The organism is Kribbella sp. NPDC050124 (genome assembly GCF_044460355.1).
In the GTDB taxonomy this organism is placed as follows: Bacteria; Actinomycetota; Actinomycetes; order Propionibacteriales; family Kribbellaceae; genus Kribbella.
The window spans coordinates 75,193-101,254 of the sequence record NZ_JBITJU010000006.1 but is presented as its reverse complement, the minus strand read 5'-3'; the positions used below and the strand labels follow the sequence as shown (position 1 = coordinate 101,254).

Sequence of the window (26,062 nt, the reverse complement as noted above, 5' to 3'; positions counted from 1 at the left end):
CGCATGGTGAAACTCGCGAGCTGGGTGGCGGGCGAGCTATTAGGGTGCTGGGCATGCGTGTTGGTGTGTTTGGGGCTACGGGTCAGGTTGGCAGTGTGATGCGGGAGCTGCTCGTGGAGCGGAAGTTCCCGGTGGAGGAGGTGCGGTACTTCGCGTCCGCGCGGTCCGCGGGGACGAAGCTGCCGTTCGGGGACGCCGAGGTCACCGTCGAGGACTCCGCCACGGCCGACTTCACGGGCCTGGACCTGGCGCTGTTCTCGAACGGGAAGACCGCGTCGAAGGAGTTCGCGCCTAAGGTCGCCGCCGCCGGGGCCGTGGTGGTGGACAACTCGTCCGCGTGGCGGATGGATCCCGACGTACCGCTGGTCGTGTCCGAGGTGAACCCGGGCGACCTGGAGAACCTGCCGAAGGGCATCGTCGCCAACCCGAACTGCACCACCATGGCCGCGATGCCGGTGCTCGCCCCGCTGCACCGCGAGGCGACCCTGACCCGGCTGATCACCGCCACCTACCAGGCCGTCTCCGGCTCCGGCGGCGTCGGCGTCGCCGAGCTGGAGGACCAGGCGCGCGCCCTCGTCGAGCCCGGTGGCCGGCTCGCCCGCGGGACGCAGGGCATCACGCTGCCCGAGCCCAAGGTGTACGCCGGGCCGATCGCGTTCAACGTGCTCCCGCTGGCCGGATCGATCGTTGCCGACGGCACCGGTGAGACCGACGAGGAGCAGAAGCTCCGGAACGAGAGTCGCAAGATCCTGCACATCCCGGACCTGCTGGTGGCCGGGACCTGTGTCCGGGTGCCGGTCTTCACCGGGCACTCGCTGAGCATCCACGCCGAGTTCGCCGAGCCGATCACGCCGGAGCGCGCGACCGAGCTGCTCGCCGCCGCTCCGGGTGTCGCGCTCGCCGACCTCCCGACGCCGCTGCTCGCCGCCGGCCAGGATCCGTCGTACGTCGGCCGCATCCGCCAGGACCAGTCCGTCCCGGGCGACCGCGGTCTCGCCCTGTTCGTCTCCAACGACAACCTCCGCAAGGGCGCCGCCCTGAACGCCGTCCAGATCGCCGAGCTCCTCGCCGCCCGCTGAGCCCGCCTTTGCCTGGCTAGCCACCGAGAGTGGGGGTTCTGCACCCTGGATACGGGTGCAGAACCCATCACGTGCTGGGTCAGCCAGCCAAATGTCGGTGGGACGTGGGGCCGGGGCGGGGATAAGGTAAGCCTTCCTGCTGATTGCGGCGAGGGCGTTGTCGGCCGCCTGCAGTGGAGGTGACCGAGCTGGAGCGGCGTGGGGTGAGCGGGTCCGAGCTGCGGTTCCGCCTGCTCGGGACCGTGGAGGTGGGGACGGCCGCCGGCGATGCGGTCCCGCTGCCGTCGCACCGCCCCGCCGTACTGCTGGCCGCTCTGCTGCTGCGCCTCAACCGCACCGTCCGGGCTGAGGACCTGGTCGAGGTCCTCTGGGACGACGACGACCTGCCGGACAGCCCGCGGTCCGCGCTGCAGATCTACGTCTCCCGGCTCCGCGCCGCGCTGGGCGACACGAGCCGGACGATGATCACCACCGGCGACGGCGGCTATGCGCTGCACGCCGACCCGGCCCAGCTCGACCTCGAGACGTTCCGTTCCTCGGTACGGCGAGCAACCGTCGCAACCGACCCCGCTGGCCGAGTGGCTCTGCTCACGGAGGGCCTCGCGCTCTGGCGCGGCGAACCACTGGCCGGACTCGACACCAGCGCACTGACCCGCGAAATGATCCCGCGGCTCGTCGAGGAACATCTCCAGGCACAGGAGCTCGCCTTCGACGCCCGCCTGGCCCTCGGCGACGCGGCAGCCGTGATCCCGCAGCTGACCGAACTCGTCGAGCGCCACCCGACCAGGGAACGGTTCTGGGCCCAGTTGATGCGCGCGCATCACGCGTCCGGACGGCAGGCGCTCGCGTTGTCGACGTACGCCGAAGTCTCCCGCCGGCTTCGCGAGATCCTCGGAGTCGGTCCCGGGCCGGAGCTGCAGCAGGTACACGCCGAGCTGCTGCAGGCGACCGATGCCGAGAGCATGGTGGTCCCGCGCCAGCTGCCAAGCGCCGTACGGGGATTCGCCGGCCGAACCGAACATCTCGAGCAGCTCAACCGCCTGCTCCCCGGCGCGCACCTCGGACTCATCATCGGCGCCGCGGGCGTCGGCAAGACCTCGCTGGCGATCCACTGGGCCCGGCAGGTCGCGGACACCTTCCCCGACGGCATCCTGTACGCCGACCTGCTCGGCTTCTCGCCCGCCACCGAGCCCGCGGATCCACTCACGGTCGTACCGCGGTTCCTCGCCGGACTGGGGATTCCGGCTGACCGGCTTCCAATCGCCGAAGACGCGCAGATCGCCCTGTATCGCAGTCTGCTCGCCGAGCGCTCGGTGCTCGTCGTGCTGGACAACGCGCGGAACGCCGACCAAGTGCGACCGTTGGCGGCGACCGGTTCGAACTGCCTGACTCTGGTCACCAGCCGCAACGAGCTCGCCGGCCTCGTCGCGACGGACCAGGCCGAGCCGATCCAGCTGGACGTGCTCGACCCCGCGCAGTCGAGGCAGTTGCTGGCGGCAAGGGTTGGCGAGCCGCGGTTGCGAGAGGATGCCCAGAGCACCGAAGCGCTGATCGCCCACTGTGCTGGGCTTCCGCTCGCCCTTTCGTTGCTCGGGGCACAGATCGCGTTGCGGCCGCGGCGGGAGCTTGACTCGTTCGTCGAGGCGCTGAGCCAGGCGCCGCTCGACGCACTCGCGACCACCGACGGGATCGACGTACGCACGATCTTCTCCTCGTCCTACCGGCAGTTGCGGCCCGAGCTGGCCCGGATGTTCCGGTTGCTGTCGCAGCATCCCGGCGCGGAGATCACGGTGGGCGCTGGCGCGGCGCTGGCCGGGGTACCGATCCGTGAGGCTCGCGGGATGCTCGCCGTACTGGTGGCCAACCATCAACTGGTGGAGCTCGGGCCGGATCGGTATGCCTTGCACGACTTGCTGCGCACCTACGCCCGTGAGCTGTGTGGGGAGCAGGAGGCCGACGAGGCGTTCGAGCGCTTGCTCGGGTATCTCGTGCACACCGGGAGTGCGGCGGCGTTGTTGCTCGCGCCGAGGCGGGATCCGGTCGAGCTGCCGGGGCTGGATCCGGGCGTCGAAGTCGTGTTGCCGGCGACGCGGGAGGAGGCGTTCCGGTGGTTCGACTCCGAGCAGCCGAACAGTCTCGCCGTACTGCGGGCTGCCGTCGGCCGTGCTGATGGGTTGCTGTGGTTGTACGTGTGGGCGATTGCGGACTATCTCGACTTCCGTGGGCGGCCCGGGTACATGGAGTCGGAGGTGCTGGCGCTCGACGCGGCAGTCCGGCTCGGTGACCTGCGCAAGCAGGCCCAGAGCCGCCGCGACCTTGCGCGCGGTCATATGGCGCTGCGGCAGTGGGACGACGCGATCCGGCAGCACGAACTCGCGCTCGGGATCGCCGAGGAACTCGGTGACGACGCCGGCGTCGCGCACGGCTCGCTGAGCCGGGCGCGGGTGCTGAGCCGGATGGGGGAGCACCGGCAGGCGATCGAGCGGACCATGCGCGCGCTCCGGATCTACGAGCGGACCGGTCATGTCGACGCACGGGCGAATGCGCTCAACAACCTCGGCTGGTACTACGGGCAGCTCGGCGAGTTCGACACCGCGGTGGACTACGCACAGCAGGCGCTGAAGCTCTACCAGGAGCAGGACTCCGAGTACGGGCGTGCAGTCGTGAGCGACACCATGGCGTACGCGCTGGCCGGATCCGGGCGCCTCGGCGAGGCCATCACCAGCTACGCGACCGCGGTCGACATCCTGCGCAATCAGGGACGGCGGCACGAGACCGCCGAGTGCCTGATGTCGATGGCCGAGGTGCAGAAGCAAGCCGACCGGGTGGAGGATGCTGCTATGAGCTGGACCGAGGCGCTCGGAATCCTCGAGGCGCTGGAGCACCCCGATGCCGACGTTGTCCGGCAGGCGCTGGCGGAACTGCGGCGCGGCGGTTGACGGGGGCCTTGCACGGAGCGGTAGAACTGACAGTGAGACCTAGGCCACTGGCCGTGGTGCGCGTTGCGGAAACGTGATGGAGAAGGTGGGGGCAGGCGAGCGAGGGGCATAGTCAGCTGTGCCCGCTAGCCATTACCCTCCGGTTACTTGACCCCCGATGGAGGCCAGACAATGAAGCCAGTCGCCGATGAGGGCCAGCTCGCGCTGCTCAGCAACCGCAAAGACACGATGGCCACGATGTTTCTCGACCGGGTCGCCGCGACCCCGTCCCGTGAGGCCTTCCGGTACCCGTCCGGGGACCAGTGGAAGTCCGCCAGTTGGCGAGAGCTCGACGAACTGGCCCGCCGCCGCGCCGCCGGCCTGATCGCGCTCGGCGTCGAGCCCGAGCAGCGGGTCGCGATCGCCGCGAGCACCCGGATGGAGTGGGTCGAGTGCTACCTGGCCGCCGTCCTCGCGGCCGCCGCGACCACCACGATCTACCCGACCACGATCGCCGGCGACGTCGCGTTCATCGTGGCCGACGCCGACGTCCAGGTGGTGTTCGCCGAGGACGCGGCCCAGCTGGACAAGCTGCGGGAGCACCGTTCGGAGACGCCGTCGCTGCGCAAGGTGGTGCTGATCGACGGCGAGGCCCCGGCCGAGGACGGCGACTGGGTGATCTCGTTGTCAACGCTGGACGAGCTCGGTACGTCGTACCTCGCCGAGAACCCGTCGTCGATCGACGACCGGCTGGCGCAGATCAAGCCCGACCACCTGTGCACGCTCATCTATACCTCCGGCACCACCGGCCGCCCGAAGGGGGTGCGGCTGCCGCACTCCGTGTGGACGTACGAGGGCGCCGCGGTCGAGGGGATCCGGGTGCTCAGCCCGGACGACCTGCAGTTCCTGTGGCTGCCGTTGTCGCACGTGTTCGGCCAGGTGCTGCTCGCCGTACAGTTCCAGATCGGGTTCGCCACCGCGATCGACGGCCGGATCGACAAGATCGTCGAGAACGCCGCCGTCGTCCAGCCGACCTTCATGGCCGCGGCGCCCCGCATCTTCGAGAAGGCGCACGCCCGGATCGTCACCATGATCGAGGGTGAGGGCGGGGTCAAGGCCAAGCTCTTCCACTGGGCCTTCGGGGTCGGCGCAAAGGTCTCCGCGCGGCGCCAGGCCGGCAAGGAGCCCGGCGGTGCGCTGGGTGCGCAGTACGCGCTCGCCGACAAGCTCGTGCTGTCCAAGATTCGCGCCCGGTTCGGCGGCCGGATCCGCTTCTTCGTCTCCGGCTCCGCCGCCCTGGACAAGCAACTGGCCGAGTGGTTCCACTCCGCCGGCCTGCTGATCCTGGAGGGCTACGGCCTGTCCGAGACCGCGGCCGGCTCGTCGCTGAACCGCCCCGGCCAGTACCGCCTCGGCAGCGTCGGCCCGATCTTCCCCGGCACCGAGGCGAAGATCGCCGAGGACGGCGAGATCCTGATCAAGGGCCCCGGTGTGATGAGCGGCTACCACAACCAGCCCGAGCAGACCGCCGAGGTGATCGACACCGACGGCTGGTTCCACACCGGCGACATCGGCCACTTCGAGGACGAGTACCTCTTCATCACCGACCGGAAGAAGGACCTCTTCAAGACCTCCGGCGGCAAGTACGTCGCCCCGCAGGTGATCGAGGGCCGGTTCAAGATGATCTGCCCGTACGTCGGCCAGTTCGTTGTGCACGGCAACAAGCGCAACTTCGTCAGCGCCCTGGTCACGCTCGACCCCGACGCGATCAAGGGCTGGGCCGCCTCCAACGGCCTGGGCGACAAGCCGTACGCCGACATCGTCACCTCGGACGCGGCCCGCACCATGGTCCAGGGGTACGTCGACGAGCTCAACGCCGGCCTGAACCGCTGGGAAACCATCAAGAAGTTCACCATCCTGGACCGCGATCTGACCGTCGAGTCCGGCGAGATGACCCCTAGCCTGAAACTCAAGCGCAAGTACGTAGAAACCCAATACGCCCCCCTCCTCGACAAGATGTACGACTAACAACTGGGGTCAACCCACGCGCCCGCACGCGCGGCTCCTTCGTCGCCGTGCTCGTGGTCGCTACCACCCGCCCATGGGCGCGTGCTGCCGCCCGCTTGGGTTGAAAGCCTCGTGGAGTCGTCTGCCGGTGGATCGTGAGACGACGCCCCGTCGGGTGTGCCGTGCGGCTTTCGGGCAGCTCCGGGTTGCCACTGCTGGTCGTCCGTTGCGACCGCGGCGTCAGTTCTTGGTGCGACGTTCAGGGCGAGCCGCCTGCGTGGCTTCCACCTAAACTCTCGCGCTTCGGGTTTCGGTGGGACGTAGCCTTGTTCGATGCACAGCGATGTTTCGCAGTTCGTGGGGCTGGGGCTGCCCGGGTATGTCGTTGAGAGCGTGACACCTCTCGGTGCGGGGCTGGACAACGAGGCCTATGAAGTGAATGGCGAGCTTGTCGTGCGGCTAGCTCGCGAATCCGGAGTCGTGCAGCGTGAGGCGGAGTTGCTGGAGTGGGTCGGCAAGGTGAGCACTTTGCCGGTGCCTCAGCCGGTGTTCGTCCTGCCCGAGGACGGCTGTCTGGCCTACCGGAAGCTCGACGGGACTCCGCTGATCAACCTCCCGCCCGACGTACGATCGCGCTGCGCCTTGAGCGTCGCGGCCGACCTCGCCGGCCTTCTCGCGGTACTGCACGCTGTGGACGTCGACCAGATCACCGACCTGGTGGACACCGACGACGAACCACTAGACGCCTGGCGCGACGAGGCTGCCGAGACCTTCGCCGCCGTGGCACCGGAACTGACGCCCGACCTCCAACGCGCAGTCGAGGCCTTCCTGGATCACCCGCTACCAGCACCCACGCCCCGCCTCGTCTTCTCCCACAACGACCTCGGCATCGAACACGTCCTGGTCAACGGCCCGACGTACGCCGTCTCCGGCATCATCGACTGGACCGACGCCGCGATCTGCGACCCAGCCCGCGACCTCGGCCTCATCCTCCGCGACCTCGGCCCAACCGCGTACGACGAGGCAGCGAGCCGACTCTCGGCCGCGTACGACGCAGCCGCGAGGCAACTCTCAGCCGCGGATCGCGCAGCGAGCCGTCGACCCGCCGACGAAGGCCTCGCGGAGCGCGCCTGGTTCTACGCGCGGTGCTCATGGCTCGAGGACCTGCAGTACGGCCTTGAAGCCGACCGCCCGGCCTACGTTCAGAAGTCCCGGCTGGCAGCAGATTGGTTGTTCACCAGCCCGACCCATTGAGGCCCCAGGGCGGCCGATCGCGCCGCCGGTCGGGAGCTTGCACACCCGCCAGGGGCCGTGAACACGTCATTTCCTGTTCACGGCCTCCACTGCCCTGGTTCAGCCCCGGGAGTAGACGGTGGCGGTTCGTTGCGCGGCTGGCGGGTTGCAGCACGCCAGCGGTGAAACAACCGGCTAGCGAGGGCGGGTGGCGGTGGCAGCCGGTGGGCGTCGAGGGTCAGTCGGCGGTGGCTGTGGCTAGGAGGTACCAGGCGGTGTGGGGGATCCATTGTTCGGACCAGCGCCAGGTGTCGGAATCTGGGGCATCTGGTGGGAGGAAGGCTAGGTCGGATTCGTTGGTGTAGCCGGAGGTGATGCCGTTGAGGATGCCGCCGGGGAGGTTGGGGTAGTCGGGGGAGTAGTCGGCGTTGTTGCGGCCTCGGCCTTGGAGCATGCAGGTGTCGAAGGGGTTGCGGCCGGTGATCCAGGCGAGCTGGTCGGTGGCGAACGTGCGCAGGCGGGTGCGGTCGGTCGCGGTGAGGCCGGGCAGTTGGGCGCAGGTGCTGGCGGCGGCGGAGAGGGAGGCGATGCCGGCGTTCTCGCCCTGCCACCAGTAGCCGGTTTCGTTGGCGTGCGGGAAGAAGAAGGCGTCGCGTGGGGCTTCGTCGAGTGGTTGGACGAAGGAACGCGGGTAGCCGAAGGGATTGGGGACGGCCGCTGTGCGGTCCAGTACGTCGACCATCGCTTGGACAGCTGTGGTCAGCGCAGCCTCGGCCTCAGGAGCATCCGCCAGGACCTCGGCGAAGCGAAGCAGGGCGAGGATCGGGAGCCCGGGTTCGGCCGCATGGAAGAACGGCCGACCGAGGTCGTCGGCGCGGAACCAACCCGGGCCTTCATCAGGCCGGATGTACCGCTCGACAAGGGATCTGGCCCGTCGACAGGCGGCTTCCCGGGCAATAACGAAGTCGGCGGCGACGAGTTCCGTTGCGGCCAGCAGGGCGGTGTAGTCGTCGATGACCGACTCCTTGCCATCGAACAGATAGGCAAGGTTGTAGTCCTCCAGGTGGATGAAGGCGGCACGGGCGGCGGCAAGGTATTCGGCGCGGCTGTAGTCGCCGTCGTCGTCGACCGTCGACGCACGGGCGAGGGCGGCGATCGCCAGACCGCCGCCCTGGCGGTAGCCGGCTTGGTAGCGACTGGTGCGGACGCTGTTCTGCAAGGGAGCGGTGATCACGCGCTCCTCCAACCGCTTCGTCAGCGCGTCGAAGATGCCCGTGTAGAAGTAGCCGTCCGGCGACCGGAAGCGGACGAGAAAGTCGGCGCCCCACAGCGCCTCGTCGCGTAGCCGCGCGCCCAGCGGTCGCACCAGCGACGGATGGTGCGCGACAAGCTGGTCGCGGGCGGCGAGCATTGCCCAAGCACACAAGGGGATCTGCTGCGGGCTCATGGTCGACGTGTACGTCAGGTGCGACAGGAACTTGCTGGTGTCCCCGCTCGCATCCAGCCAGCCACCTCGCGCGTCGACAGTCGTCCCAGACTGGTCGTCCCACAACTTGGCGGACCGGTCCTTACGGTCGATCTCGCCACTGGAACGCATCGCCTTGAAATACGCGAGTACGTCGGACATGGTCTGGCGCTGCAGTCGCTCCGGACCGATCTCAATGTCCTCAGACCGAAGCTCCCGCCCGTCGACGATCACCCGGACCGTGTAGGAGCCGGGCGCAAGACCGTCAGGCAGCGGGATGCGGCAGTACGGCCCAGCCGACCAGCCGGGCACACGCTCAACCGGACCGGGCTGCAGCACCACGGTCCCGCCGGGGCCGATCAGCTCAGCAACGAGGGACTGGTCCGGCACGTCGACGGCAGGCCGAGCGGGGTCGGCTGGGAGTGGCCGGTCGGGGACGACGGCGATCACGGCGCGACCGGGCGTTTCGCCGTACCCGAGGTGGGAGAGCAGGATTCCCTCGTCCAGCGGCTGCACGAACCCATCCAACAGCACGTCGAGGGCAGACCTGCACAGAACCTTCACGAGTCGGGCTGCACTCCTGACCAGGTCGGCTCCTACGCTCGAACCGTGGCAGTCGACGGAGCAAACCGCAGGATCCTCGTGGTCGAGGACGAGCCGGTGATCAACCAGGCGGTGACCGACCGGTTGCGCGGGTCGGGGTACGACGTCGTGCAGGCGTGGGACGGGCCGGGTGCGGTAGAGCGGTTCGCCGCGACCGCGCCGGATCTCGTGCTGCTCGACGTGATGCTGCCCGGGTACGACGGCCACGAGGTGTGCCGGCGTATTCAGGCCGAGCGGCCCGTGCCCGTGCTGATGCTGACCGCCCGCGACGACGAGGCGGACATCCTGACCGGGCTCGGCGTCGGCGCCGACGACTACCTCACGAAGCCGTTCCGGATGCGCGAGTTGGTCGCTCGCGTGGCCGCCCTGCTGCGCCGCGTCGACCGTGCCGCCGAGTTGGCCGCCCGCCCAGCCACCGAGGTCGGCGACCTGCGGATCGACGCTGCCGCCCGACGCGTGATGGTCGCCGGCACCGAGGTCCACCTGACGCCGACCGAGTTCGATCTGCTGCTCTGTCTGGCGGCCAAGCCGGGCATCGTCCTGCCCAGGGAGAACCTGTATGCCGAAGTGTGGGGCTGGCCCGGTGCGTCCGGAACACGCACGGTCGACAGCCACGTGAAAGCGCTGCGCGCCAAGATCGGCGCCGACCGCGTGCGCACGGTGCACGGCGTCGGCTACGCCCTCGAGGCGGGGAGCACGGCGTGAGCGGCCCAATCATGGATCAGGTCACGTCGGTCAAGGTCAAGCTCGGCCTGCTCGTCGCCGTCAGCGTGACCCTGGCGTCAATCGTCGCGGCCGTCGGCGCTGTCGCCAACGTGCCCGCCTGGCTCAGCATCCCGGTGACGGTCGCCTTGGCCCTCGGCGTGACCCAGCTCCTCGCGGTCGGTATGACCTCGCCGCTGCGCGCGATGACCGCGGCCGCGCGACGAATGGCGCGTGGCGACTACTCCGCCCGCGTCACGGCGACGTCCAGCGACGAGGTGGGGCAGCTGGCCCGGGCCTTCAACCGGATGGCCGAGGACCTGGCTGCCGTCGACCGCCAGCGCCGGGAACTCGTGGCCAACGTGAGTCATGAGCTGCGTACGCCGCTCGCCGCGTTGTGCGCCGTACTCGAGAATCTGGTGGACGGTGTCGCGGAGCCGGACCCGGTGGCTTTGCGGACGGCGCTCGACCAGGCCGAGCGGCTCTCGGCCCTCGCGTCCGACCTGCTCGATCTGGCCCGCGTCGACGCCGGCGAGGCCAAACTCCGCAGCACGCAGGTGTCCGTCGCGGAGTTGCTGGACCGGGCCGTGGCCGAGGCGCGGGTGGCGGGTCGCGAGGTGCGGTACGACGTACGCGTCAAGCCGGCCGAGTTGACGGTCAAGGCAGACGCCGCGCGACTCCACCAGCTGATCGCCAACCTGCTCGACAATGCGTCGCGGCACAGTCCCACAGGTGGCGTCGTCAGGATGACCGCCGAGGCCACGGCCGCGGGTTGGCGGTTGGAGGTCACCGACGAAGGACCGGGTGTCCCGGTCGCCGACCGGGATCGCGTCTTCGAACGCTTCGGCACCTTGACGGAAGCCGAGGGCGGCGGCGGGACCGGGCTCGGTCTCGCGATCGCCCGTTGGGTGACCGACCTGCACGGCGGCGCCATCCACTTCGTCGATCCCGCGCCGGGCAGCACCGGCGCGCGGGTCCGCGCCGACCTACCGCGTGAACCACGGCAACACACCCCTGCAGTCACGAGGAAACCACAGGAGCCAGTGATGACGAAGCCAGTCGACACTCCCAAGCCTGCGCCCGCGCCACCGCCCACACCCGGGCCCGCGAGGCCGGCGCCGGAGTCCGGGATGGACATGCTGTTCGGCAAGTTCTGGCCGGAGGCAGGCGTTCCCGGCAACGTGCGCGCGGTCCTGTACTGCGTGGGAGTCGGCGTCCTGGCCGCCATCATCCTGCCGTTCCGCGATCTCGGCATCGGCACCTTCGTCGTACTGCTGGCAGCCGGTGCGGTCATCCTCGGCTTCAGCGTCAACCGCAGGTCCCGGTTCACGCAGGCCTGTGCTGCGCTCTGTGTGCTGCTGGCCGGAACAACCGTTGTCCGGGACGCCGAGTGGATCGCGGTCCTGTGCCTACTGGCGGGCGGAGCGGTCTGTATGGCCGGCCTGGTGAACGGCCGCACACTGCCGGCCTTCGTCCTGGCCGGCATCAGCTGGCCACTCGCCGGACTGCGCGGACTGCCGTGGCTCGGTCGCTCAGCACAGGCTGTCAGGGGTCTGCGCACGAGTGCGGCGGCGCTACGGACGATCCTGTGGTCGTTGCTCGCAGTCGTGGTCTTCGGATTGCTGTTCGCCTCGGCTGATGCGGTCTTCGCGGAGTGGGCCGGTGCCGTCGTTCCGGACCTGAAGCTCGACTCGTTCGTACTGCGTGCGTTCGTGACGGTGGCCGTGGGTGGCGTCGTACTGGCGGCGACATACCTCGGACTGAATCCGCCCAACGTCGAGACCGGGGGCGGACCGGTGCGGCCGGTCGCACGTCGGTACGAGTGGCTCGTGCCGGTGCTGCTCGTGGACGCGGTCTTCCTGGTCTTCCTGGCTGCACAAGCCACTGCGAACTTCGGCGGGCACAAGTACCTCGAGCGCATCACCGGCCTCACCTACGCGGAGTACGTGCACCAAGGCTTCGGCCAGCTCACTGTGGCAACCGCGCTCACCCTGCTCGTGGTGTGGGCCGCCGCAAGGAAGGCACCGCGTGCCACGGCAGCGGACGTCGTGTGGTTGCGCGTGTCACTCGGCCTGCTGTGCCTGCTGACGCTGGTCGTGGTCGCGTCGGCGCTCTACCGCATGCACGTCTACCAGGAGGCCTACGGCTTCACCGAGCTCCGCCTGCTCGTGGACGTCTTCGAGGGTTGGCTCGGCCTGCTCGTACTCGCGGTGATGGTGGCCGGCGTGACCATGAAGGCGAGCTGGCTGCCGCGAGCCGCGCTGCTCAGCGGCGCCAGCCTCCTGCTCGGGCTGGCGATGCTCAACCCGGATGCCTGGATCGCCCAGCGCAACATCGACCGGTACGCCGAAACCGGCAAGGTGGACTGGGTTCACCTGCAAGGGCTGTCCGACGACGCCGTACCGGTGCTGGCCACGCTTCCGGACGACGTGGTCGGCTGCGCAATCGGTGATCGGCAGCCCAGCGATGACGACTGGCTCGAGTGGAACCTGGGTCGCCACCGTGCGAACCCACTGATCCGCACCGAACCCACATCCTCTGTCACTATCTGCACCAGCAAATCCGCCGGCTAGCCCGGCAGTTGCCGACAGCACGCTTCGGCACCAGCGAGGGCCGTGAACAGGTGAACGCCTGTTCACGGCCCTCGCTGTCTGTTCTTGCCGCGGAACCGGACCCATCCGTTGGCCGGACGGCTTCGAATTAGCCCTATCCCCGCGCCGGGTGAGTGCCGCATCATCGAGGCTGGGCTGGTTTTGTCATCGATGTCACAGCACAGAAACTGACTGATCAGTCAGTCACTTTGTTACGATCGTCGTGGGATCAACAGGACATCCCTTTCGATGGGGGAGCGAGGTGCCGCGATGGCGCTGGCTGGTGTGAAAGGCATTCGTCGGGGACGCCGACGGGAAGACTCGAGGCTGGCCGACCATGTCGATCGGCTGGGGGAGGAGCATCCGCCGATCCCCCTGGACAGCGTCGACTACACGATGAAGGACCCGGACCTGATCGTCGAGCGCTACAGCTCGGTGCTGTCGTACATGTCACGGGTCGAGCTCGAGGTCGAGCGGAACGTGCTGGAGCTGAACATCCTGCTGCCGGATCCACCGGAGGTCGACCGGCACTTCTACGCCGACGTCTGGCTGCCGCAGGAGACGCACCACGGGCTGATCCTCGACCGCGTCCAGGTGCTGGCCGGTCTCGACGCGTCCGAACCGAACCTGACCGACGTGTCGTTCAGGCTCAAGGTGCTCGGCGCCCTCGGCCGGGTGAGCGCCGTACAGGACGTCAGCCGGATGCTCTACTACCTGACCGGGCTGGCGACCGAGCGGTCGGCAGTGCTTGCCTACAACAAGCTTCACTCCGGCTTGGTGGAGCTCGGCGAGCGGGCCATCGCGGCCACCGTCGTGGCGCCGATCAAGCGTCAGGAGCCGGGACACTTCGCCTACTACCAGATCGCGGCTCGGCAGCTCTGGTCGCAGCTGGGGACCTGGCAGAAGTGGCTGGTCCGCACGTTGCGGAAGAAGACGTTCGGCCCGGTCGGTGCCGACACCGGCGAGCAGCGGGTGGAGTTCGGCCACGTGATGCGCGGGCTGGACATCGTCCGGCCAGGTGACGACACCGAGCTGCGGCACTACGCGACCCAGATCGGACGGGTCGAGCACGAGTTGCTCTGGGCGCACCGGCAAGGACTGCGGGTGCCGGACTACGTCTTCAAGGCCCTCCGGCGCGCAGCCGGGGCGGCCGTGGACCTGAAAGGGGATCGCCGGTCCGCCGTTGGACGGAGCAGACCATGACCGCGCCGGTTGCCGCCCGCAACAGCAAGCGCCAGGTCATCATCGAGACGGCTGAGCGCCTCTTCGCCGAACACGGGTACGACGCCACGTCGACCGCGCGGATCGCTCACGAGGCCGGCGTACCGACGGGTCTGGTGTTCTACCACTTCGCGACCAAGCTGGATCTGCTGCTGGCGATCGTCAACGAGCGGCCGACGCCCAGCGTCGTACTGCGTTCTGCCTCGCGTGGCCGATCGGTTCGCGGGCGGCTGCGGGCCGTGGTCACGACGATGGCCGACGAGCTGGAGCACAACCGCGCGGCCCGGATCATCGTCTTCCGGGAGGCGCACGCGCGTCCCGAGATCGCTGCCCGTGGTGCGGAACTGTTCGCCGAGGCGACCGCGACGGTGGCCGACGTACTCAGCGGAGCCGACGACATCGTCGCCGACCCGGCCCGGGTGCGTACGGCGGCCGAGCTCGTCGTCAGCCGGGTGTTCCTGGACATCATCGCGCTCGGCCAACCCGACACCGCGGCGAAGCGGCACGCGGCGATGATCGACCTGGTCGCTGCCTCGCTGACCAAGCCGGAGGTGCCGGCGGCGCGAGGCTCGGTCTGACCGAGCCTCGCGCGCCTTGGGTCAGGCCCAGGGATTGAACGGGATCCCGGCGGGCTTGGAGGCGTTCAGCAGCGAGCGGAACCGGTCGTCCTTGTCGGTGATCTTGATCGTGGCCGAGCCGAAGTCGGCGTTCATGAGCTGCTCACGCAGCGAGGTGCTGGGCCAGCCGTTCCAGCCGACCAGCGGCGGGTAGCGCCAGTTGTGGTAGTGGTTCTCCGGCGGCTCGTCGTTGCTGTTGGCGAGCCGGAAGAAGTGCGTGCTGGCGCCGTCCTTGTGGTAGACGATCTTCGGGTGGGTGCCGTCGAAGCGCACCTGGGACCGTGCGTAGGTCACCTGGCTGGCGTGCTGCGTGGTGGTCACGTACTCGACCTGGTTCGAGGCCTGGTTGATCCACGAGATGACGTGCTCGAAGTCGTGCCGGTGGCCGCCGAGGCTGCTGCCCGGTAGCGCCTGGTCCTTCTCGAAGTAGCTGGCGTACACCACCGCGCACCAGCCGTTGTTGCACCTCGAGCGGGCGTAGGTCTGGGAGTTGTCGAGGTCGGACTGGTCGCGGCAGTTGCCGTTGACCGCTCCGGTCGGGTTGAGGCCGGGGTTCAGCGTGCCGTTCGCGCCGATCGCGGGAGTCGCGTAGCAGCCGTCGGTGTCGTAGTCGTAGGCCGGCGAGAACGACTGCTCGTACCCGTCGGCGTTCTGCGGGAGGCTCGGCGGCGGGACGGCGTACGCGGCTGTGGCAGACGTGACCAGCAGTGCGGCGGTGCCGAGTACGACGCCGAGCGTACGGCGGACCCGCCGGCGTCGAGGAGGTGGGGCGGACTCGGACATGCTTCGCTCCTTCAGGAACGTGCGGATCCCGCCGGCGTACGGCGGGATCCCGGGGCGGAGACAACGACTCGACGATGACAGGTCAGCCCCACCGGCGCACATACGTCACGTGCCTACAGATTGACGTTCCGTGAACAGCCGGGCGCCCCGGAAGGGTGCTTTCGAGGCAGAGACAAACTCGCGATCGGCTGCGTACAGTAAAAAGATTCGGAGATGGGGTCCGAGCCCACGCAGTCCGCCCGTCAGTCGCTGCCGCCCCCGTGTGCTCGGTGGTCACAGGGAGGAGCAGCGCCATGGTGCGTTTCAGTTACGTCCAGCTCCCCGACTATCCGCTCGCGGACTGTATCGACATGATCAAGACCGCGGACGAGTTGGGCTTCTACGCCGCGTACAGCGTGGACGAGACCTGGCACAAGGACATGTGGCTGCTGTTCGCGGCAGCCGCCGACAAGACGAAGAACATTCGTCTCGGCCCCAACGTCACCCACGTGATCCTGCGCGAGCCGACACACATCTGCCAGATGCTCGCCACCCTCGACGAGCTGTCCGGTGGCCGCGCCGAGGCGGTGGTCAGCTTCGGCAACCTCGGCATGCTCGAGCAGTACCACATCGACTGGAAGACGATGAAGCCGTTGTCGCGGGTGCGCGAGGGCATGGACGTGATGCGCCGCTTCCTGGCCGACGGCGCGATCACGTACGACGGCGAGTTCTTCAAGTACACCGGGATGTTCACCTTCGCTCGGCCGGTGCAGGAGAAGATCCCGCTGAAGATGGGCGCGATGGGCGGTCCGCGCTCGTTCGAGGTCGCCGGCGAGATCGCCGACGGCATGCACCACGCACTCGGCTACTCCCGGGAGAACTACGAGTACGTCGCCGAGCACGTGAAACTCGGCCTGGACAAGTCGGGCCGGTCGCTGGACGACTTCGACCTGGGCGCCTGGGTGGTGTTCGCGGTCGCCGAGGACTCCGAGGCGGCCAAGCGGGCGGCCCGGATCATGGTCGGCTTCTACATCTCGTCGATGCCCGCCAGCCAGCTCGCCCGGCACGGCCTGAACCGCGACGACCTGCAGCCGATCATCGACGCGCTCGGCGCCGGCGAGATCGACCGGGCCATCGAGCTGACCTCGCCGGAGCTGGCCGCGACGCTGTCGGTGTCCGGGACGCCGGAGGAGTGCGTCGCGAAGCTGAAGAACGACATCCTGCCGACCGGGGTCAACCACATCATCGCCGCCGTGACCGACCCGATGATGGTGAAAGCCTTTAGCGGCAAGGAGATCGAGGGCGTCCCCGACGTACAGGGACAGCTACGCCTGATCCACGACAAGGTGATGCCGGAACTCTGACCGGGAGGCCCCATGACCACCGAAGCCGAGGACCAGCAGCGGGACTTCGTCAAGCAGTGGCGTGACCCGGCGTACAACTGTTTCAGCTCGGGACACAAGTTCTGCCGCAACGTCTGCCCGGTCATGCAGGTCACCCAGAACGAGAACTACTCGCCGACCGCGTTCCACGCGAACATCGTCGCGATGGAACAGGGCGCGCTGACCGTGGCCGACGTCGCCGAAGACTACGTGCACTGCACCCAGTGCGGTGCCTGCGAGCTGCGGTGCCCGAACACCTTGATGGCCGGCGAGTTCTACCGTGCCCGGACGCGGACGGTGGACGTCGTCAAGGCGATGCGGGCGCTCGCCGTCGACTCCGGGGTCGAGCAACCGAACTGGAAGCGCTGGGTCGAGGCGACCGTGGACCGGAAGAACGAACCCGTGCTCGACGTCCCGGTCTCGCAGGAGAACGTCGCTCGATGGGCGGACGGCCTGGGCCTCGGAGTCGGTGGCGAGACCGTGCTGTTCGTCGACTGCGAGGCAGCGTTCTACCGGACGGCGCTGCCTCGCAGTGTGGCCCAGATCCTGCAGCTGGGCGGGGTCGAGTTCGGGCTGATGCAGGAGCAGTGGTGCTGCGGTGGTCCGGCGGCCGAGATGGGTTATGTGGCGCGGTCGCGCGAGTTCGCCGAGCACAACGTGGCCGACTGGCGCAGCATCGGCGCGACCCGGATCATCACGCTCGATCCGCACGACTACATCACGTTCACCGAGGACTATCCGCGGTACTTCGGCGCGGACTACGAGTTCGAGATCGTGCACATCACCGAGCTCGTGGCTTCGTTGATCCGGGACGGGAAGCTGACGTTGACGGTGCCGATCGAACGGGTGGCGACGTACCACGACCCCTGCCGGCTGAACAAGCGCAAGGGGATCCACAAGTCGCCACGCGAGATCCTGCGGGCGATCCCGGGCCTGGACTTCCGCGACGTCGACCATGTCACGCAGTGGTCGTACTGCTCCGGCGCGGGCGGCGGGCTGGCGATCGAGAAGCCGGAGATCACCGCCGCGATCAGCGCTTCCCGGCTCGACCGGGCAGCCGCGTTGGACGTCGACCTCCTCGTCAGCGCGTGTGTCTGGTCGGAACGTCCGCTGACCGCGGCCGGCTCGTCGCTGGAGCCGCAGATCGAGGTCCGCGACCTGATGGAGTTGGTGGCCGAGTCGGCGGGGGTGAAGCCATGACGACGACGGCGATCTCCGACGGCCTGTACGACGAACTGGTCGGGATCCTCGGCGAGGACGGCGTACTGACGGACAAGCCGGCGCGGTGGAACCGGACTCGGACGCCGGCGCCGTTCCCCGTGCACCGGTGGGCTGAGTACGTGCCCGATGTCGTCGTACTGCCTCGCACCACCGCGGAGGTCGCGGAGATTGTCCGGCTCGCGAACCGCACCGGCATCCCGGTGGTGCCTCGCGCGGCCGGGACCGGGCTGACCGACGGTGCCACGCCGCTGAAGGGCGGGATCCTGCTCGACGTGAAGCGGATGAACTCGGTCCTCGAGATCGACCTCGAGGACCGCACGGTCACCGTGCAACCCGGCATCAACATGCTGAAGCTCAACGAGGTGCTCCAGCCGTACGGCGTGATGTACCCGGACGACCCGGCCAGCTATCCGTGCTCGATGGTCGGCGGGCGGATCGGGACCAGCGGGTGGTCGCTGATCGGCGCCCGCTACGGTCACACGCGCGACCTGGTCTGCTCCATGGAAGTGGTGCTGCCGACCGGTGACGTAGTACGGGTCGGCGAGGGCGGCGGTCGGAAGTTGCGCAAGGCATCGACCGGGTTCACGCTGAAGCCGCTGTTCATCGGTCAAGAGGGGACGCTCGGCGTGGTGACCGAGGCGACCCTCGAACTCGTGCCGCGGCCGCAGGTCGAGTTCGCGGCCTTCTTCGGGTATCGCGACTATCAGACCGCCTGGGAGAGCACGGGCGCGCTGGCGAAGTCCGGTTTCGCGACGCTGGCCGGGGTCGTGCTGTTCGACGAGTGGAAGCTAGCCTATCTGCGGCGCGACGACGAGGCGTACATCGAGCAGCCCGATTGGTTGAAGAGCGTCGTCGCGGTCGCGATGTACGGGAACGAGGTCGAGGTCGTCCCGGCCGCGCGGGAGATCATGCGGATCGGCCGGTCGTCGGGCGGCACGTACCTCGGCGACGAGGTCAGCCAGGGCGACTGGGCCGCACGGCATGACCGGTACGCGATCCCGTTGCACGGCCGGCTCCGTACGGGCGAGGTCGTGCCGATGTCGTGGCACTGCGAGGACGCGGCGTTGAACTACAGCGTCCTGCCGCGGGTGCGCGAGGAGTGGCACGCGATCGCGGACCACTACATCCGGCGGTACGGCATCTTCGACGACTGGGGGATGTTCGCCTACACGAACGGGGCGTACAAACCCTGGGGCGACTACCTCGTCGAGATCGACATCGGGATCTGGGAACAGCGACTCGACGACGAGATGTGGGAAGCCTGGCTGAACTGCAAACGCGAGATCACCGAGGTGACCCTGAAGTACGGCGGCTCGATCAGCGCCTGCCACGGCGCCAGCCGAGCCGGGGACGTGGAGTACGTGCCGCAGGAACTCGGCGGCTCCTTCGAGGTGATGAAGAAGATCAAGCGGGCGCTGGACCCACGCAACGTGATGAACCCCGGCAAGTACCTGCTCGACCAGGCCTACGAGGACTGACATGTTCGGCTTCCGGCTCTCCGCCCAGAAACCACCCGACGCCCGCCGCATCACCGACGACGTCGTGATGCGCTACGACCACGTGTACGAGGTCGACCCCGCCAAGATGTCCATCTTCCTCCAGCAGGACCTCCCCGCCTGGGACACCCACCGCATCATCGACAGCCGCTGGGACCACCTCACCTGGATGCACCAACACTTCGCCGACAAACTCCTCGGCATGTCAGACCTGGGCCTCAACGAAGACGGCACCGAAAAATAATCCTCCCCACGCGCCGGCGGGCACGCTGTCGTCGGATGGGTGTTCGTCGAGTTGTGGAATTCTGCTTCTACATCGCCCCGAATTCGACCAGAAGTCACAAATCGACGGTGGCGTGGCCGTTCCCGCGTGGTGGCAGCACCTGGTCGTAGGGTGTGGTGAGGGCGCGGAAGAGGAGCTGGGGGCAGGCGTGGACAGCGGGACTCGTGGGGAGCTGCTGGGGTGGCTGGCTGGGGCGGTGGGGGGTGTTGCGAACGGGCACCCTACTCGGGTGGCGTTCGATGGGGTGCCTGCTGCTGGGAAGACCACGTTGGCTGATGAGTTGGCCGTTGTGCTGCGGGCGCAAGGGCGGGACGTAATTCGGGCGACGATCGAGGACTTTCTTACTCCGCGGGCGGTGCGTTATCGGCGTGGGGAGGACTCGGCCGAGGGGTGTTATCACGACAGTTTCGACTTCGAGGCTATGCATCGGGTCCTGCTTGATCCGTTGGGGCCGGGTGGGGATCGGAGGGTTCGGAGGGCGGTCTACGACAAGGTCGCGGACGCCGCGTTGGACGCGCCGGTCGTGACGGCGTCTGTTGATGCCGTGTTGCTCTTCGACGGGGTGTTTCTGATGCGGCCGGAGCTGGTTGATCGGTGGGATCTGCGGGTGTTCGTGTCGGCCGCGTTCGACAGGACGCTGGATCGGGCTCGGGTGCGGGACAGGACCGCGTCGAAGTCCGCCGGCGAGGTCGAGCGGCGGTATCGCAGCCGGTACATGCCGTCGCAGCAGTTCTACTTCGACACGGTCCGGCCGACCGAGTGCGTCGACATCATCGTGCACAACGACAACCCGCAGCAGCCCGCCTGGGAAACGCGGCCACTCAGCTGAGGTGCTGCTTCCCCGTGGGAGGCAGTTGGCGGGGTGGTCCAGGTGGTGGGACGAATCGCCGGTGGGGGTGTACGGGGGTTCCGGGGTTGGCAAGGTATGTCGGGAACGTTTCCACTTACTGGTGTTCAGCGAGGAGGCACGGATGTCGACGCCGCTGAAGGTTGCGGTTCTGGGGTTTTGGCATGTTCATGCGGGGGACTACGCGCGGCAGGCTCAGGCGCATCCTGGGACCGAGCTCGTCGCGGTGTGGGACGAGGACGTGGAGCTCGGGCAGGCGGGGGCCGATCGGTTCGGGGTGCCGTTCAGCACGGACCTCGACGCGGTGCTGGCGGATGTCGACGCGGTGGTGATCACCACGGCGACGAACGAGCACCGCGACATCATGGTCAAGGCGGCGAACGCGGGCAAGCACATCTTCGCCGAGAAGTTGCTGGCGCCAACCGTCGCCGAGGCCGAGGAGATCCTCGCGGCGGCGGACGCGAACGGGGTCAAGGTGGTGGTCTCGTTGCCGCGGCTCGCGCACGGGTACACGCAGGCGATCAGCGAGGTGCTCGCGAGCGGTGAGCTCGGGGAGCTGACCTATGCACGAGTACGGCTGTCGCACGACGGCGCCGTACCGAGTGAGGGATCCGACGGCTGGCTGCCGCAGCGGTTCTTCGACCAGAAGGCCGCGATCGGGGGAGCGCTCACCGACCTCGGCTGCCACCCGGTCTACCTTGTGCAGTTGTTCCTCGGCACCGATCCCGACAGCGTCGACGCGACGTACCGCTCGGTGAACGGCCGTGGGCTCGAGGACAACGCCGTCGTCACGGTCGGTTACCGGGACCAGAAGATCGGGGTGATCGAGGCCGGCTTCACCAGCCGGAACCCGTTCACGATCGAGATCTTCGGTACGGCGAGCAGCCTGACGTACACCGACGCCGGCAACGAGCTCCGGGTCGGGGACCGGCAGGTACCGGTGCCCGAGCACAACCCGGACCCGTTCGCCCAGTGGGTCGACCACATCACCAACGGCACCCGCGCCGACGAGAACCTGCACCGCGCGGTCGAGCTGACCCGCCTGGTCGTCGCCGCCAACGAAGCGGCCGAACAGGGCCGAACCATCTCCTACGGAGGCTGAGTCCATGCCCGAAATCAAGGTCGGACTGATCGGCGGCGGCGGGATCGCGGGCGCCCACATCCGCGGGTACCTCGACCACGCCGACCGGATCGGCATCACCGCCGTCGCCGACGCGGTGGAGGGGACGGCTGTTGCGCGAGGCAAGGAGCTGGGCGCGACGCCGTACGTCGACTATCGCAAGCTGCTCGAGACCGAGAACGTCGACGCGGTCGACATCTGCCTGCCGCACCACCTGCACCGGGACGCGATCGTCGCCGCTGCCGAGGCGGGCAAGCACATCCTGTGCGAGAAGCCGCTGTGTCTGACGGCCGACGAGGCCGCGGACGTCCGGAAGGCGGTGACGGACAACGGCGTGACGCTGATGTGTGCGCACAACCAGCTGTTCATGCCGGCCGTGGCGAAGGCGAAGGAGCTGCTCGAGGCCGGGACGATCGGGACCGTCTACGAGGTGCGTACGACGGACAGCTTCTACAACAACTTCGATCCGAGCTCGATGGGGTGGCGGGCGAGCAGCAAGACGAGTGGTGGTGGCGAGCTGATCGACACCGGGTACCACCCGACGTACCTGATGCTGCACCTCGCCGGCGGCATGCCGGTCGAGGCGACCGCGATGCTGTCGACGCACCGGCTGAAGTTCATGGAGGGTGAGGACTCGGCTCAGGTCCTGATCCGGTTCGACAACGGCGTCGTCGGGCAGATGGTGACGAGCTGGGCGTACCAGCCGGCTGCGTCCACCGAGCGGTTCTCCGCGGTTGGTGAGCTCGGAGCACTGCACAGTGACGGGAACTCGGTGACGTACCGGCTGCGCTCCGGCGAGACCGAGACGATCACGCTGGAGCCGGTGGACACCTTCGCCGCGGAGATCGGGCACTTCGCCGACTCGCTCCTCGGAAAGACCCGGCCGATCCACACCGAGGAAGAGGGCATCGCCGTACTGGGAATCCTGCTGGCTGCCTACGAGGGCGCCCGTACGAAGACCATCGCACCTGTCCTGCACATCCCCTAGCCGCTGACTGCCGCCGTCGACTTCGCGCCTCGGGGTCGGCGGCGGTACGGCGGTTATCCGCTGCGGTCGGAGTGGCCGAGGGAGCGGTCGGGGGCGACTCGGTCGCGGACGAGTTGCTTGAGGTGGGGGATCTCGGGGAAGCCGTTCTCGGCCTTGCGGGACCAGAGGGTCTCGCCGTCGAGGCGGACCTCGAAGATGCCGCCGGTGCCGGGGATCAGCGCCACCTCGCCGAGCTCGGTGGTGAACGTGGTCAGCAGCTCCTGCGCGGTCCAGGCTGCGCGCAACAACCACCGGCACTGCGTGCAGTACTCGACTTCCAGCCGCGGCTCTCTCGTCACGCCGACCAGTATCGCCGCCGGCCTCCGGGTCCCGTCGATCGATCCAGATCAGGTGTGATGTGGGTCACTCAAGACCGTTGGTTACGTTGAGGTGCCGGGTTACCGGCGCTTGACTCCACGTCTTGTTGCCGCCACCAACCAACAACCCGCGCGAGGCAAACTGTCGGTGCATGCTGGCAGTGTCCGGGGCATGACTGTGCTCATCCCGCCCCGGCTCGTGCCTGGTGATCGGGTTCGCGTGGTGTCTCCGGCTAGCACGCCTGAGCGTGAGTTCGTGGCGCGTGGGGTCGAGATGCTGACGGACTGGGGCCTGAAGGTGGAGCTCGGGCGGCACGTGTTCGACAGGGTTGGCTACCTCGCGGGCACCGATGGGGATCGGCTTGCTGATCTCAACGATGCCTTTCGGGATCCGGGAGTGCGGGCCGTGTTCGCGACCAGGGGTGGCAAGGGCGCCTACCGGATCAGCGATCAGCTCGACTTCGGCGCCGTACGGCGGGATCCGAAGCCACTGATCGGGTTCAGCGACATCACCGCCGTACACCTCTCGCTCTGGAAGGAATGCCGGCTGGCGGCGATCCACGGGCCGTTCGCGGACGAGTCCGTCCGGCAGTTGCTGCTGACCACCGACGAGATCGTCATCAAGCAGGAGCCCAAGGAACTGACAGCCGGGGTGACCGCCGGTGAGCCGGCGACCGGATTCCTGATGGGCGGCAATCTCAACACGATTGCGCACGCCGTCGGCAGCGACCTGGCCGGCCTCGACGGCGGCATCCTCCTGATCGAGGACAACCTCACGACCGGCCTGGGCGCAATCGACCGCCAACTGACCCAACTGATCAAATCCGGCCGCCTCGACGGCCTGCGCGGAATCGCAGTCGGCCGGTTCAACGGCTTCGAAGACACCCACGCCAACGGCTGGTCCCTGATCGACGTACTGCGAGACCGCTTAGACCTCCTCGCCGTACCCGTGCTGGGCGGACTCCCGATCGGCCACGGGCCCGAGCCCACCCCAGTCCCGCTGGGCACCCTCGCCACCATCGACCCGGTCAGCGGGACCCTCACCGTCACGGCTGGTGTGCGTTGATCAGAAGGCGCGGACCGCCGGGGGTAGGCCTGGGAAGTCCGCTGACTCGCTGACCGGAGCCCAGGTTCGGACGTCGTCGAGGGCGCGCTGGTAGACGCGGGTGAGGTTGCGGACGGCTTCGGCTCCGAGGGGCAAGCGCAGTGGCGCGTCCGCGATTCCGAGTACGTCGCGGATCACGATGGCGGCGCGGGCGGGGTCGCCCTCCTGGATCCCGTCGGCCTCGGCCATGTTCGCCCGTACGGCGCCGATCACCTCGGTGTAGGTCGGATCCTGATCGGCGGTGTTGATCACGTCGGCCGCGTTGAACTCGGTGCGAAATCGGCTCGGCTCGGCGATCAGCACCTGGATGCCGAACGGCGCGACCTCGCCGGCTAGGGCTTCGGACCACCCTTCCAGTGCGAACTTGCCGGCCGAGTAGCTGCCGACCGCCGGGAACGACATCCGCCCTCCCTGGCTGCTCATCTGCACGATCGCGCCCGAACCCCGCTCCCTCATGTGCGGGAGGACGGCACGCACGTAGGCGGCCGGGCCGAGCAGGTGCTGGTCGATCATGTCGCGCAGCGCGGCGTCCGAGACCTCCTCGGCTGCTCCAACCTGTCCGGCGCCGGCGTTGTTGACGAGTACGTCGACCCGCCCGAACGCATCGAGGGCGCTCTGCACGACCGCCGCAGCCGCTGAGGTGTTCCGGACGTCGTGTTCCATTGCCAGCAGCCGATCGCCGTACTTGGCCTTGAGCACGTCGAACCGGTCGGCCCGCCGCGCCGTCCCGACCACCTGCTCGCCGGCCGCCAGCGCCGCCTCGGCCAGGCCCAGTCCGAGGCCGGAGCTCGCGCCGGTGATGATCCATGTCTTGATGTCGGTGTTCGAAGTCATGTGCCTGACGCTAGAGATTCGAGCGCGCTCAAACGCAAACCCCAGCGCGAGATCCACCAGCACCAGTCCGCGAAGCCGACCAGTACTTCGATCCCGCCCGACGACGCCCCGCCCGGCAACGGCCCGCCCGGCGACGCCCCGCTCGGTCACGGCCGGGTCGTCGTGGGAAGCCCGGCCCGTCGCGGGCCGGGGCGTGGGATTACGAGTGGGCCGGCGCGCTTGATCCACCGGGTGACGATTTCGGTCTGGACGCGGTGGATGCCAGGGAGGGCGCCGAGTTGCTCGGCGAGGTAGCGATGCAGGTCGTCGGCGTCGGCGAGTTCGAGGATCGCGAGGATCGCGGTGCTTCCGGTGGTCGTCGACGCGAAGGCGACCTCGGAGTGAGAGCCGAGGCCGGCCGCGACGTCGCCGAGCGCGTCCGGCCGGACGTCCATCCAGCAGAGAACCTCGAGTTGTCGCCCGTAGAGTCTCGGGTCGACCTCGATCTCGAACATCAGCGCGCCACTGCCGGCGAGTTGCGCGATCCGGCGGCGGACGGTCGATTCGGGGATGCCGGACTCGCGGCCCAGGCGGGAGATGCTCATGCGCCCGTCGGTGGCGAGGAGGTGGAGCAGGCGTACGTCGTCCTCCGAGCGCGATCCGCCGGCGCTTGAGGAGTCCGTGTGCCGGGGCGGAGCAAGGGCGGTGCGCTCGCTCGCGGTGAGTGCCTCCAGCCGCCCCGGCCATCCGCCGACGCCGGCAATCGGTGTGAGCAGCCGTTGCGCAGTCACCGTCGCGATGCCGGCGGCGCGCCGGAACTGCTCAAGAGGTCCTGGCTGGTCGCCACCCGGCGTCGGCGTCCGGAGGATGCAGCCGAGGCCCCCGTCACCTGCCAGTAAGCCGATCCAGGAGGTGTCGTCGCGGTCGGCGAGCGCGCGGGCGAGGGCGTCGATGGACATGCGCACAGCGGTGATGCGGAGGAACCAGTCCTCGTGCTCGCGCGGGTCGCGACCGGCGATCCCGACCACCCGCAACGCGAGCTGGGACCGCAAGCGGTGGTAGCGCCGCGAGACCGCGCGCTCGGACATCCCGAGCACCGCCCCGAGTTGGGCGAACGACGCCCGTCCGTCAAGCTGCAGCGCGTGCAGCACGCGCCGGTCGTCTCCATCGAGGCTGACTGTTTCCGCCACATCGACCGACTCTAGCTGCATCATCCGCCACATTGCGCGGCGCAGAGCGACAGTCATCGACGG

At 68.6% G+C, this 26,062-nt stretch carries 21 protein-coding genes; 16 read left to right on the top strand and 5 right to left on the bottom strand.

Annotated elements, in window-relative coordinates; translation table 11 throughout:
- The first annotated feature begins 53 nt into the window (after window positions 1-53).
- The 4 genes from ACIBL3_RS16830 to ACIBL3_RS16815 all read left to right on the top strand — a co-directional run bounded on the left by ACIBL3_RS16830 (window position 54) and on the right by ACIBL3_RS16815 (window position 7,258).
- Window positions 54-1,079, top strand: coding sequence for an aspartate-semialdehyde dehydrogenase (locus ACIBL3_RS16830; protein WP_396354295.1), 1,026 nt, complete (start codon window positions 54-56; stop codon window positions 1,077-1,079).
- A 179-nt stretch (window positions 1,080-1,258) separates the two neighbouring features.
- The gene (locus ACIBL3_RS16825) at window positions 1,259-4,018 is read left to right on the top strand and encodes a BTAD domain-containing putative transcriptional regulator (protein ID WP_396354294.1); all 2,760 of its coding nucleotides are present in this window, start codon (window positions 1,259-1,261) and stop codon (window positions 4,016-4,018) included.
- Window positions 4,019-4,189: 171 nt separating this feature from the next.
- On the top strand, window positions 4,190-6,025 hold the full coding sequence (locus ACIBL3_RS16820) for an AMP-dependent synthetase/ligase (protein ID WP_396354293.1): 1,836 nt from the start codon (window positions 4,190-4,192) through the stop codon (window positions 6,023-6,025).
- A 312-nt stretch (window positions 6,026-6,337) separates the two neighbouring features.
- Window positions 6,338-7,258 (top strand): phosphotransferase family protein, encoded by a 921-nt coding sequence (locus tag ACIBL3_RS16815; RefSeq protein ID WP_396354292.1) that lies wholly within the window; start codon window positions 6,338-6,340, stop codon window positions 7,256-7,258.
- Between the two features lie 217 nt (window positions 7,259-7,475).
- Here ACIBL3_RS16815 and ACIBL3_RS16810 read toward each other — a convergent pair whose 3' ends face one another.
- On the bottom strand, window positions 7,476-9,266 hold the full coding sequence (locus tag ACIBL3_RS16810) for a glycoside hydrolase family 9 protein (protein ID WP_396354291.1): 1,791 nt from the start codon (window positions 9,264-9,266) through the stop codon (window positions 7,476-7,478).
- 45 nt (window positions 9,267-9,311) lie between these two features.
- Between ACIBL3_RS16810 and ACIBL3_RS16805 the strand changes: the two genes are divergently transcribed.
- From ACIBL3_RS16805 to ACIBL3_RS16790, 4 genes are all read left to right on the top strand, one after another.
- Window positions 9,312-10,010 (top strand): response regulator, encoded by a 699-nt coding sequence (locus tag ACIBL3_RS16805; RefSeq protein ID WP_396354290.1) that lies wholly within the window; start codon window positions 9,312-9,314, stop codon window positions 10,008-10,010.
- A complete protein-coding gene (locus ACIBL3_RS16800) occupies window positions 10,007-12,580 on the top strand; it encodes a DUF4153 domain-containing protein (protein ID WP_396354289.1) in 2,574 nt (857 codons plus the stop codon). The genes ACIBL3_RS16805 and ACIBL3_RS16800 overlap by 4 nt, the downstream gene beginning before the upstream one ends.
- Before the next feature lie 288 nt (window positions 12,581-12,868).
- A complete protein-coding gene (locus ACIBL3_RS16795; RefSeq protein WP_396354288.1) occupies window positions 12,869-13,801 on the top strand; it encodes a GTP-binding protein LepA in 933 nt (310 codons plus the stop codon).
- On the top strand, window positions 13,798-14,397 hold the full coding sequence (locus ACIBL3_RS16790) for a TetR/AcrR family transcriptional regulator (RefSeq protein WP_396354287.1): 600 nt from the start codon (window positions 13,798-13,800) through the stop codon (window positions 14,395-14,397). The genes ACIBL3_RS16795 and ACIBL3_RS16790 overlap by 4 nt, the downstream gene beginning before the upstream one ends.
- Window positions 14,398-14,418: 21 nt before the next feature.
- On the opposite strand, the gene ACIBL3_RS16785 is transcribed toward ACIBL3_RS16790, so the two are convergent.
- Window positions 14,419-15,219, bottom strand: a complete 801-nt coding sequence (locus ACIBL3_RS16785) for an NPP1 family protein (protein ID WP_396354286.1) — start codon at window positions 15,217-15,219, stop codon at window positions 14,419-14,421.
- Between the two features lie 293 nt (window positions 15,220-15,512).
- Between ACIBL3_RS16785 and ACIBL3_RS16780 the strand changes: the two genes are divergently transcribed.
- The 7 genes from ACIBL3_RS16780 to ACIBL3_RS16750 all read left to right on the top strand — a co-directional run bounded on the left by ACIBL3_RS16780 (window position 15,513) and on the right by ACIBL3_RS16750 (window position 22,535).
- Window positions 15,513-16,562 (top strand): LLM class flavin-dependent oxidoreductase, encoded by a 1,050-nt coding sequence (locus ACIBL3_RS16780; protein ID WP_396354285.1) that lies wholly within the window; start codon window positions 15,513-15,515, stop codon window positions 16,560-16,562.
- 12 nt (window positions 16,563-16,574) lie between these two features.
- Complete coding sequence (locus tag ACIBL3_RS16775) at window positions 16,575-17,780, top strand: (Fe-S)-binding protein (protein ID WP_396354284.1); 1,206 nt, start codon at window positions 16,575-16,577, stop codon at window positions 17,778-17,780.
- A complete protein-coding gene (locus tag ACIBL3_RS16770) occupies window positions 17,777-19,279 on the top strand; it encodes an FAD-binding oxidoreductase (RefSeq protein WP_396354283.1) in 1,503 nt (500 codons plus the stop codon). Before ACIBL3_RS16775 ends, ACIBL3_RS16770 begins: the two co-directional genes overlap by 4 nt.
- A 1-nt stretch (window position 19,280) precedes the next feature.
- A complete protein-coding gene (locus ACIBL3_RS16765) occupies window positions 19,281-19,541 on the top strand; it encodes a hypothetical protein (protein ID WP_396354282.1) in 261 nt (86 codons plus the stop codon).
- Window positions 19,542-19,809: 268 nt separating this feature from the next.
- Window positions 19,810-20,409 (top strand): cytidylate kinase family protein, encoded by a 600-nt coding sequence (locus ACIBL3_RS16760; RefSeq protein ID WP_396354281.1) that lies wholly within the window; start codon window positions 19,810-19,812, stop codon window positions 20,407-20,409.
- A gap of 142 nt (window positions 20,410-20,551) precedes the next feature.
- Window positions 20,552-21,529, top strand: a complete 978-nt coding sequence (locus ACIBL3_RS16755) for a Gfo/Idh/MocA family protein (protein ID WP_396354280.1) — start codon at window positions 20,552-20,554, stop codon at window positions 21,527-21,529.
- A 4-nt stretch (window positions 21,530-21,533) separates the two neighbouring features.
- Window positions 21,534-22,535 carry a Gfo/Idh/MocA family protein gene (locus ACIBL3_RS16750; protein WP_396354279.1) on the top strand — a complete coding sequence of 334 codons (1,002 nt, stop codon included), beginning with the start codon at window positions 21,534-21,536 and terminating at the stop codon, window positions 22,533-22,535.
- 53 nt (window positions 22,536-22,588) lie between these two features.
- Here ACIBL3_RS16750 and ACIBL3_RS16745 read toward each other — a convergent pair whose 3' ends face one another.
- The gene (locus tag ACIBL3_RS16745; protein ID WP_396354278.1) at window positions 22,589-22,873 is read right to left on the bottom strand and encodes a SelT/SelW/SelH family protein; all 285 of its coding nucleotides are present in this window, start codon (window positions 22,871-22,873) and stop codon (window positions 22,589-22,591) included.
- Between the two features lie 190 nt (window positions 22,874-23,063).
- Between ACIBL3_RS16745 and ACIBL3_RS16740 the strand changes: the two genes are divergently transcribed.
- Window positions 23,064-23,957: an LD-carboxypeptidase gene (locus ACIBL3_RS16740; protein WP_396354277.1), complete on the top strand. Its 894-nt coding sequence runs from the start codon at window positions 23,064-23,066 to the stop codon at window positions 23,955-23,957.
- On the opposite strand, the gene ACIBL3_RS16735 is transcribed toward ACIBL3_RS16740, so the two are convergent.
- Together ACIBL3_RS16735 and ACIBL3_RS16730 are read right to left on the bottom strand one after the other, a co-directional pair.
- Complete coding sequence (locus ACIBL3_RS16735) at window positions 23,958-24,830, bottom strand: SDR family NAD(P)-dependent oxidoreductase (protein ID WP_396354276.1); 873 nt, start codon at window positions 24,828-24,830, stop codon at window positions 23,958-23,960. It lies immediately after the preceding gene.
- Window positions 24,831-24,976: 146 nt separating this feature from the next.
- Window positions 24,977-26,023, bottom strand: a complete 1,047-nt coding sequence (locus ACIBL3_RS16730) for an Lrp/AsnC family transcriptional regulator (RefSeq protein WP_396354275.1) — start codon at window positions 26,021-26,023, stop codon at window positions 24,977-24,979.
- Between the last annotated feature and the right edge of the window lie 39 nt (window positions 26,024-26,062).

Coding starts and splice junctions, on each gene's coding strand:
- ACIBL3_RS16740 (WP_396354277.1), top strand. CDS start 23,064: ATGACTGTGCTCATCCCGCCCCGGCTCGTGCCTGGTGATCGGGTTCGC.
- ACIBL3_RS16750 (WP_396354279.1), top strand. CDS start 21,534: ATGCCCGAAATCAAGGTCGGACTGATCGGCGGCGGCGGGATCGCGGGC.
- ACIBL3_RS16795 (WP_396354288.1), top strand. CDS start 12,869: ATGGCGCTGGCTGGTGTGAAAGGCATTCGTCGGGGACGCCGACGGGAA.
- ACIBL3_RS16790 (WP_396354287.1), top strand. CDS start 13,798: ATGACCGCGCCGGTTGCCGCCCGCAACAGCAAGCGCCAGGTCATCATC.
- ACIBL3_RS16735 (WP_396354276.1), bottom strand. CDS start 24,830: ATGACTTCGAACACCGACATCAAGACATGGATCATCACCGGCGCGAGC.
- ACIBL3_RS16785 (WP_396354286.1), bottom strand. CDS start 15,219: ATGTCCGAGTCCGCCCCACCTCCTCGACGCCGGCGGGTCCGCCGTACG.
- ACIBL3_RS16730 (WP_396354275.1), bottom strand. CDS start 26,023: ATGATGCAGCTAGAGTCGGTCGATGTGGCGGAAACAGTCAGCCTCGAT.
- ACIBL3_RS16765 (WP_396354282.1), top strand. CDS start 19,281: ATGTTCGGCTTCCGGCTCTCCGCCCAGAAACCACCCGACGCCCGCCGC.
- ACIBL3_RS16775 (WP_396354284.1), top strand. CDS start 16,575: ATGACCACCGAAGCCGAGGACCAGCAGCGGGACTTCGTCAAGCAGTGG.
- ACIBL3_RS16770 (WP_396354283.1), top strand. CDS start 17,777: ATGACGACGACGGCGATCTCCGACGGCCTGTACGACGAACTGGTCGGG.
- ACIBL3_RS16820 (WP_396354293.1), top strand. CDS start 4,190: ATGAAGCCAGTCGCCGATGAGGGCCAGCTCGCGCTGCTCAGCAACCGC.
- ACIBL3_RS16830 (WP_396354295.1), top strand. CDS start 54: ATGCGTGTTGGTGTGTTTGGGGCTACGGGTCAGGTTGGCAGTGTGATG.
- ACIBL3_RS16815 (WP_396354292.1), top strand. CDS start 6,338: ATGCACAGCGATGTTTCGCAGTTCGTGGGGCTGGGGCTGCCCGGGTAT.
- ACIBL3_RS16755 (WP_396354280.1), top strand. CDS start 20,552: ATGTCGACGCCGCTGAAGGTTGCGGTTCTGGGGTTTTGGCATGTTCAT.
- ACIBL3_RS16780 (WP_396354285.1), top strand. CDS start 15,513: ATGGTGCGTTTCAGTTACGTCCAGCTCCCCGACTATCCGCTCGCGGAC.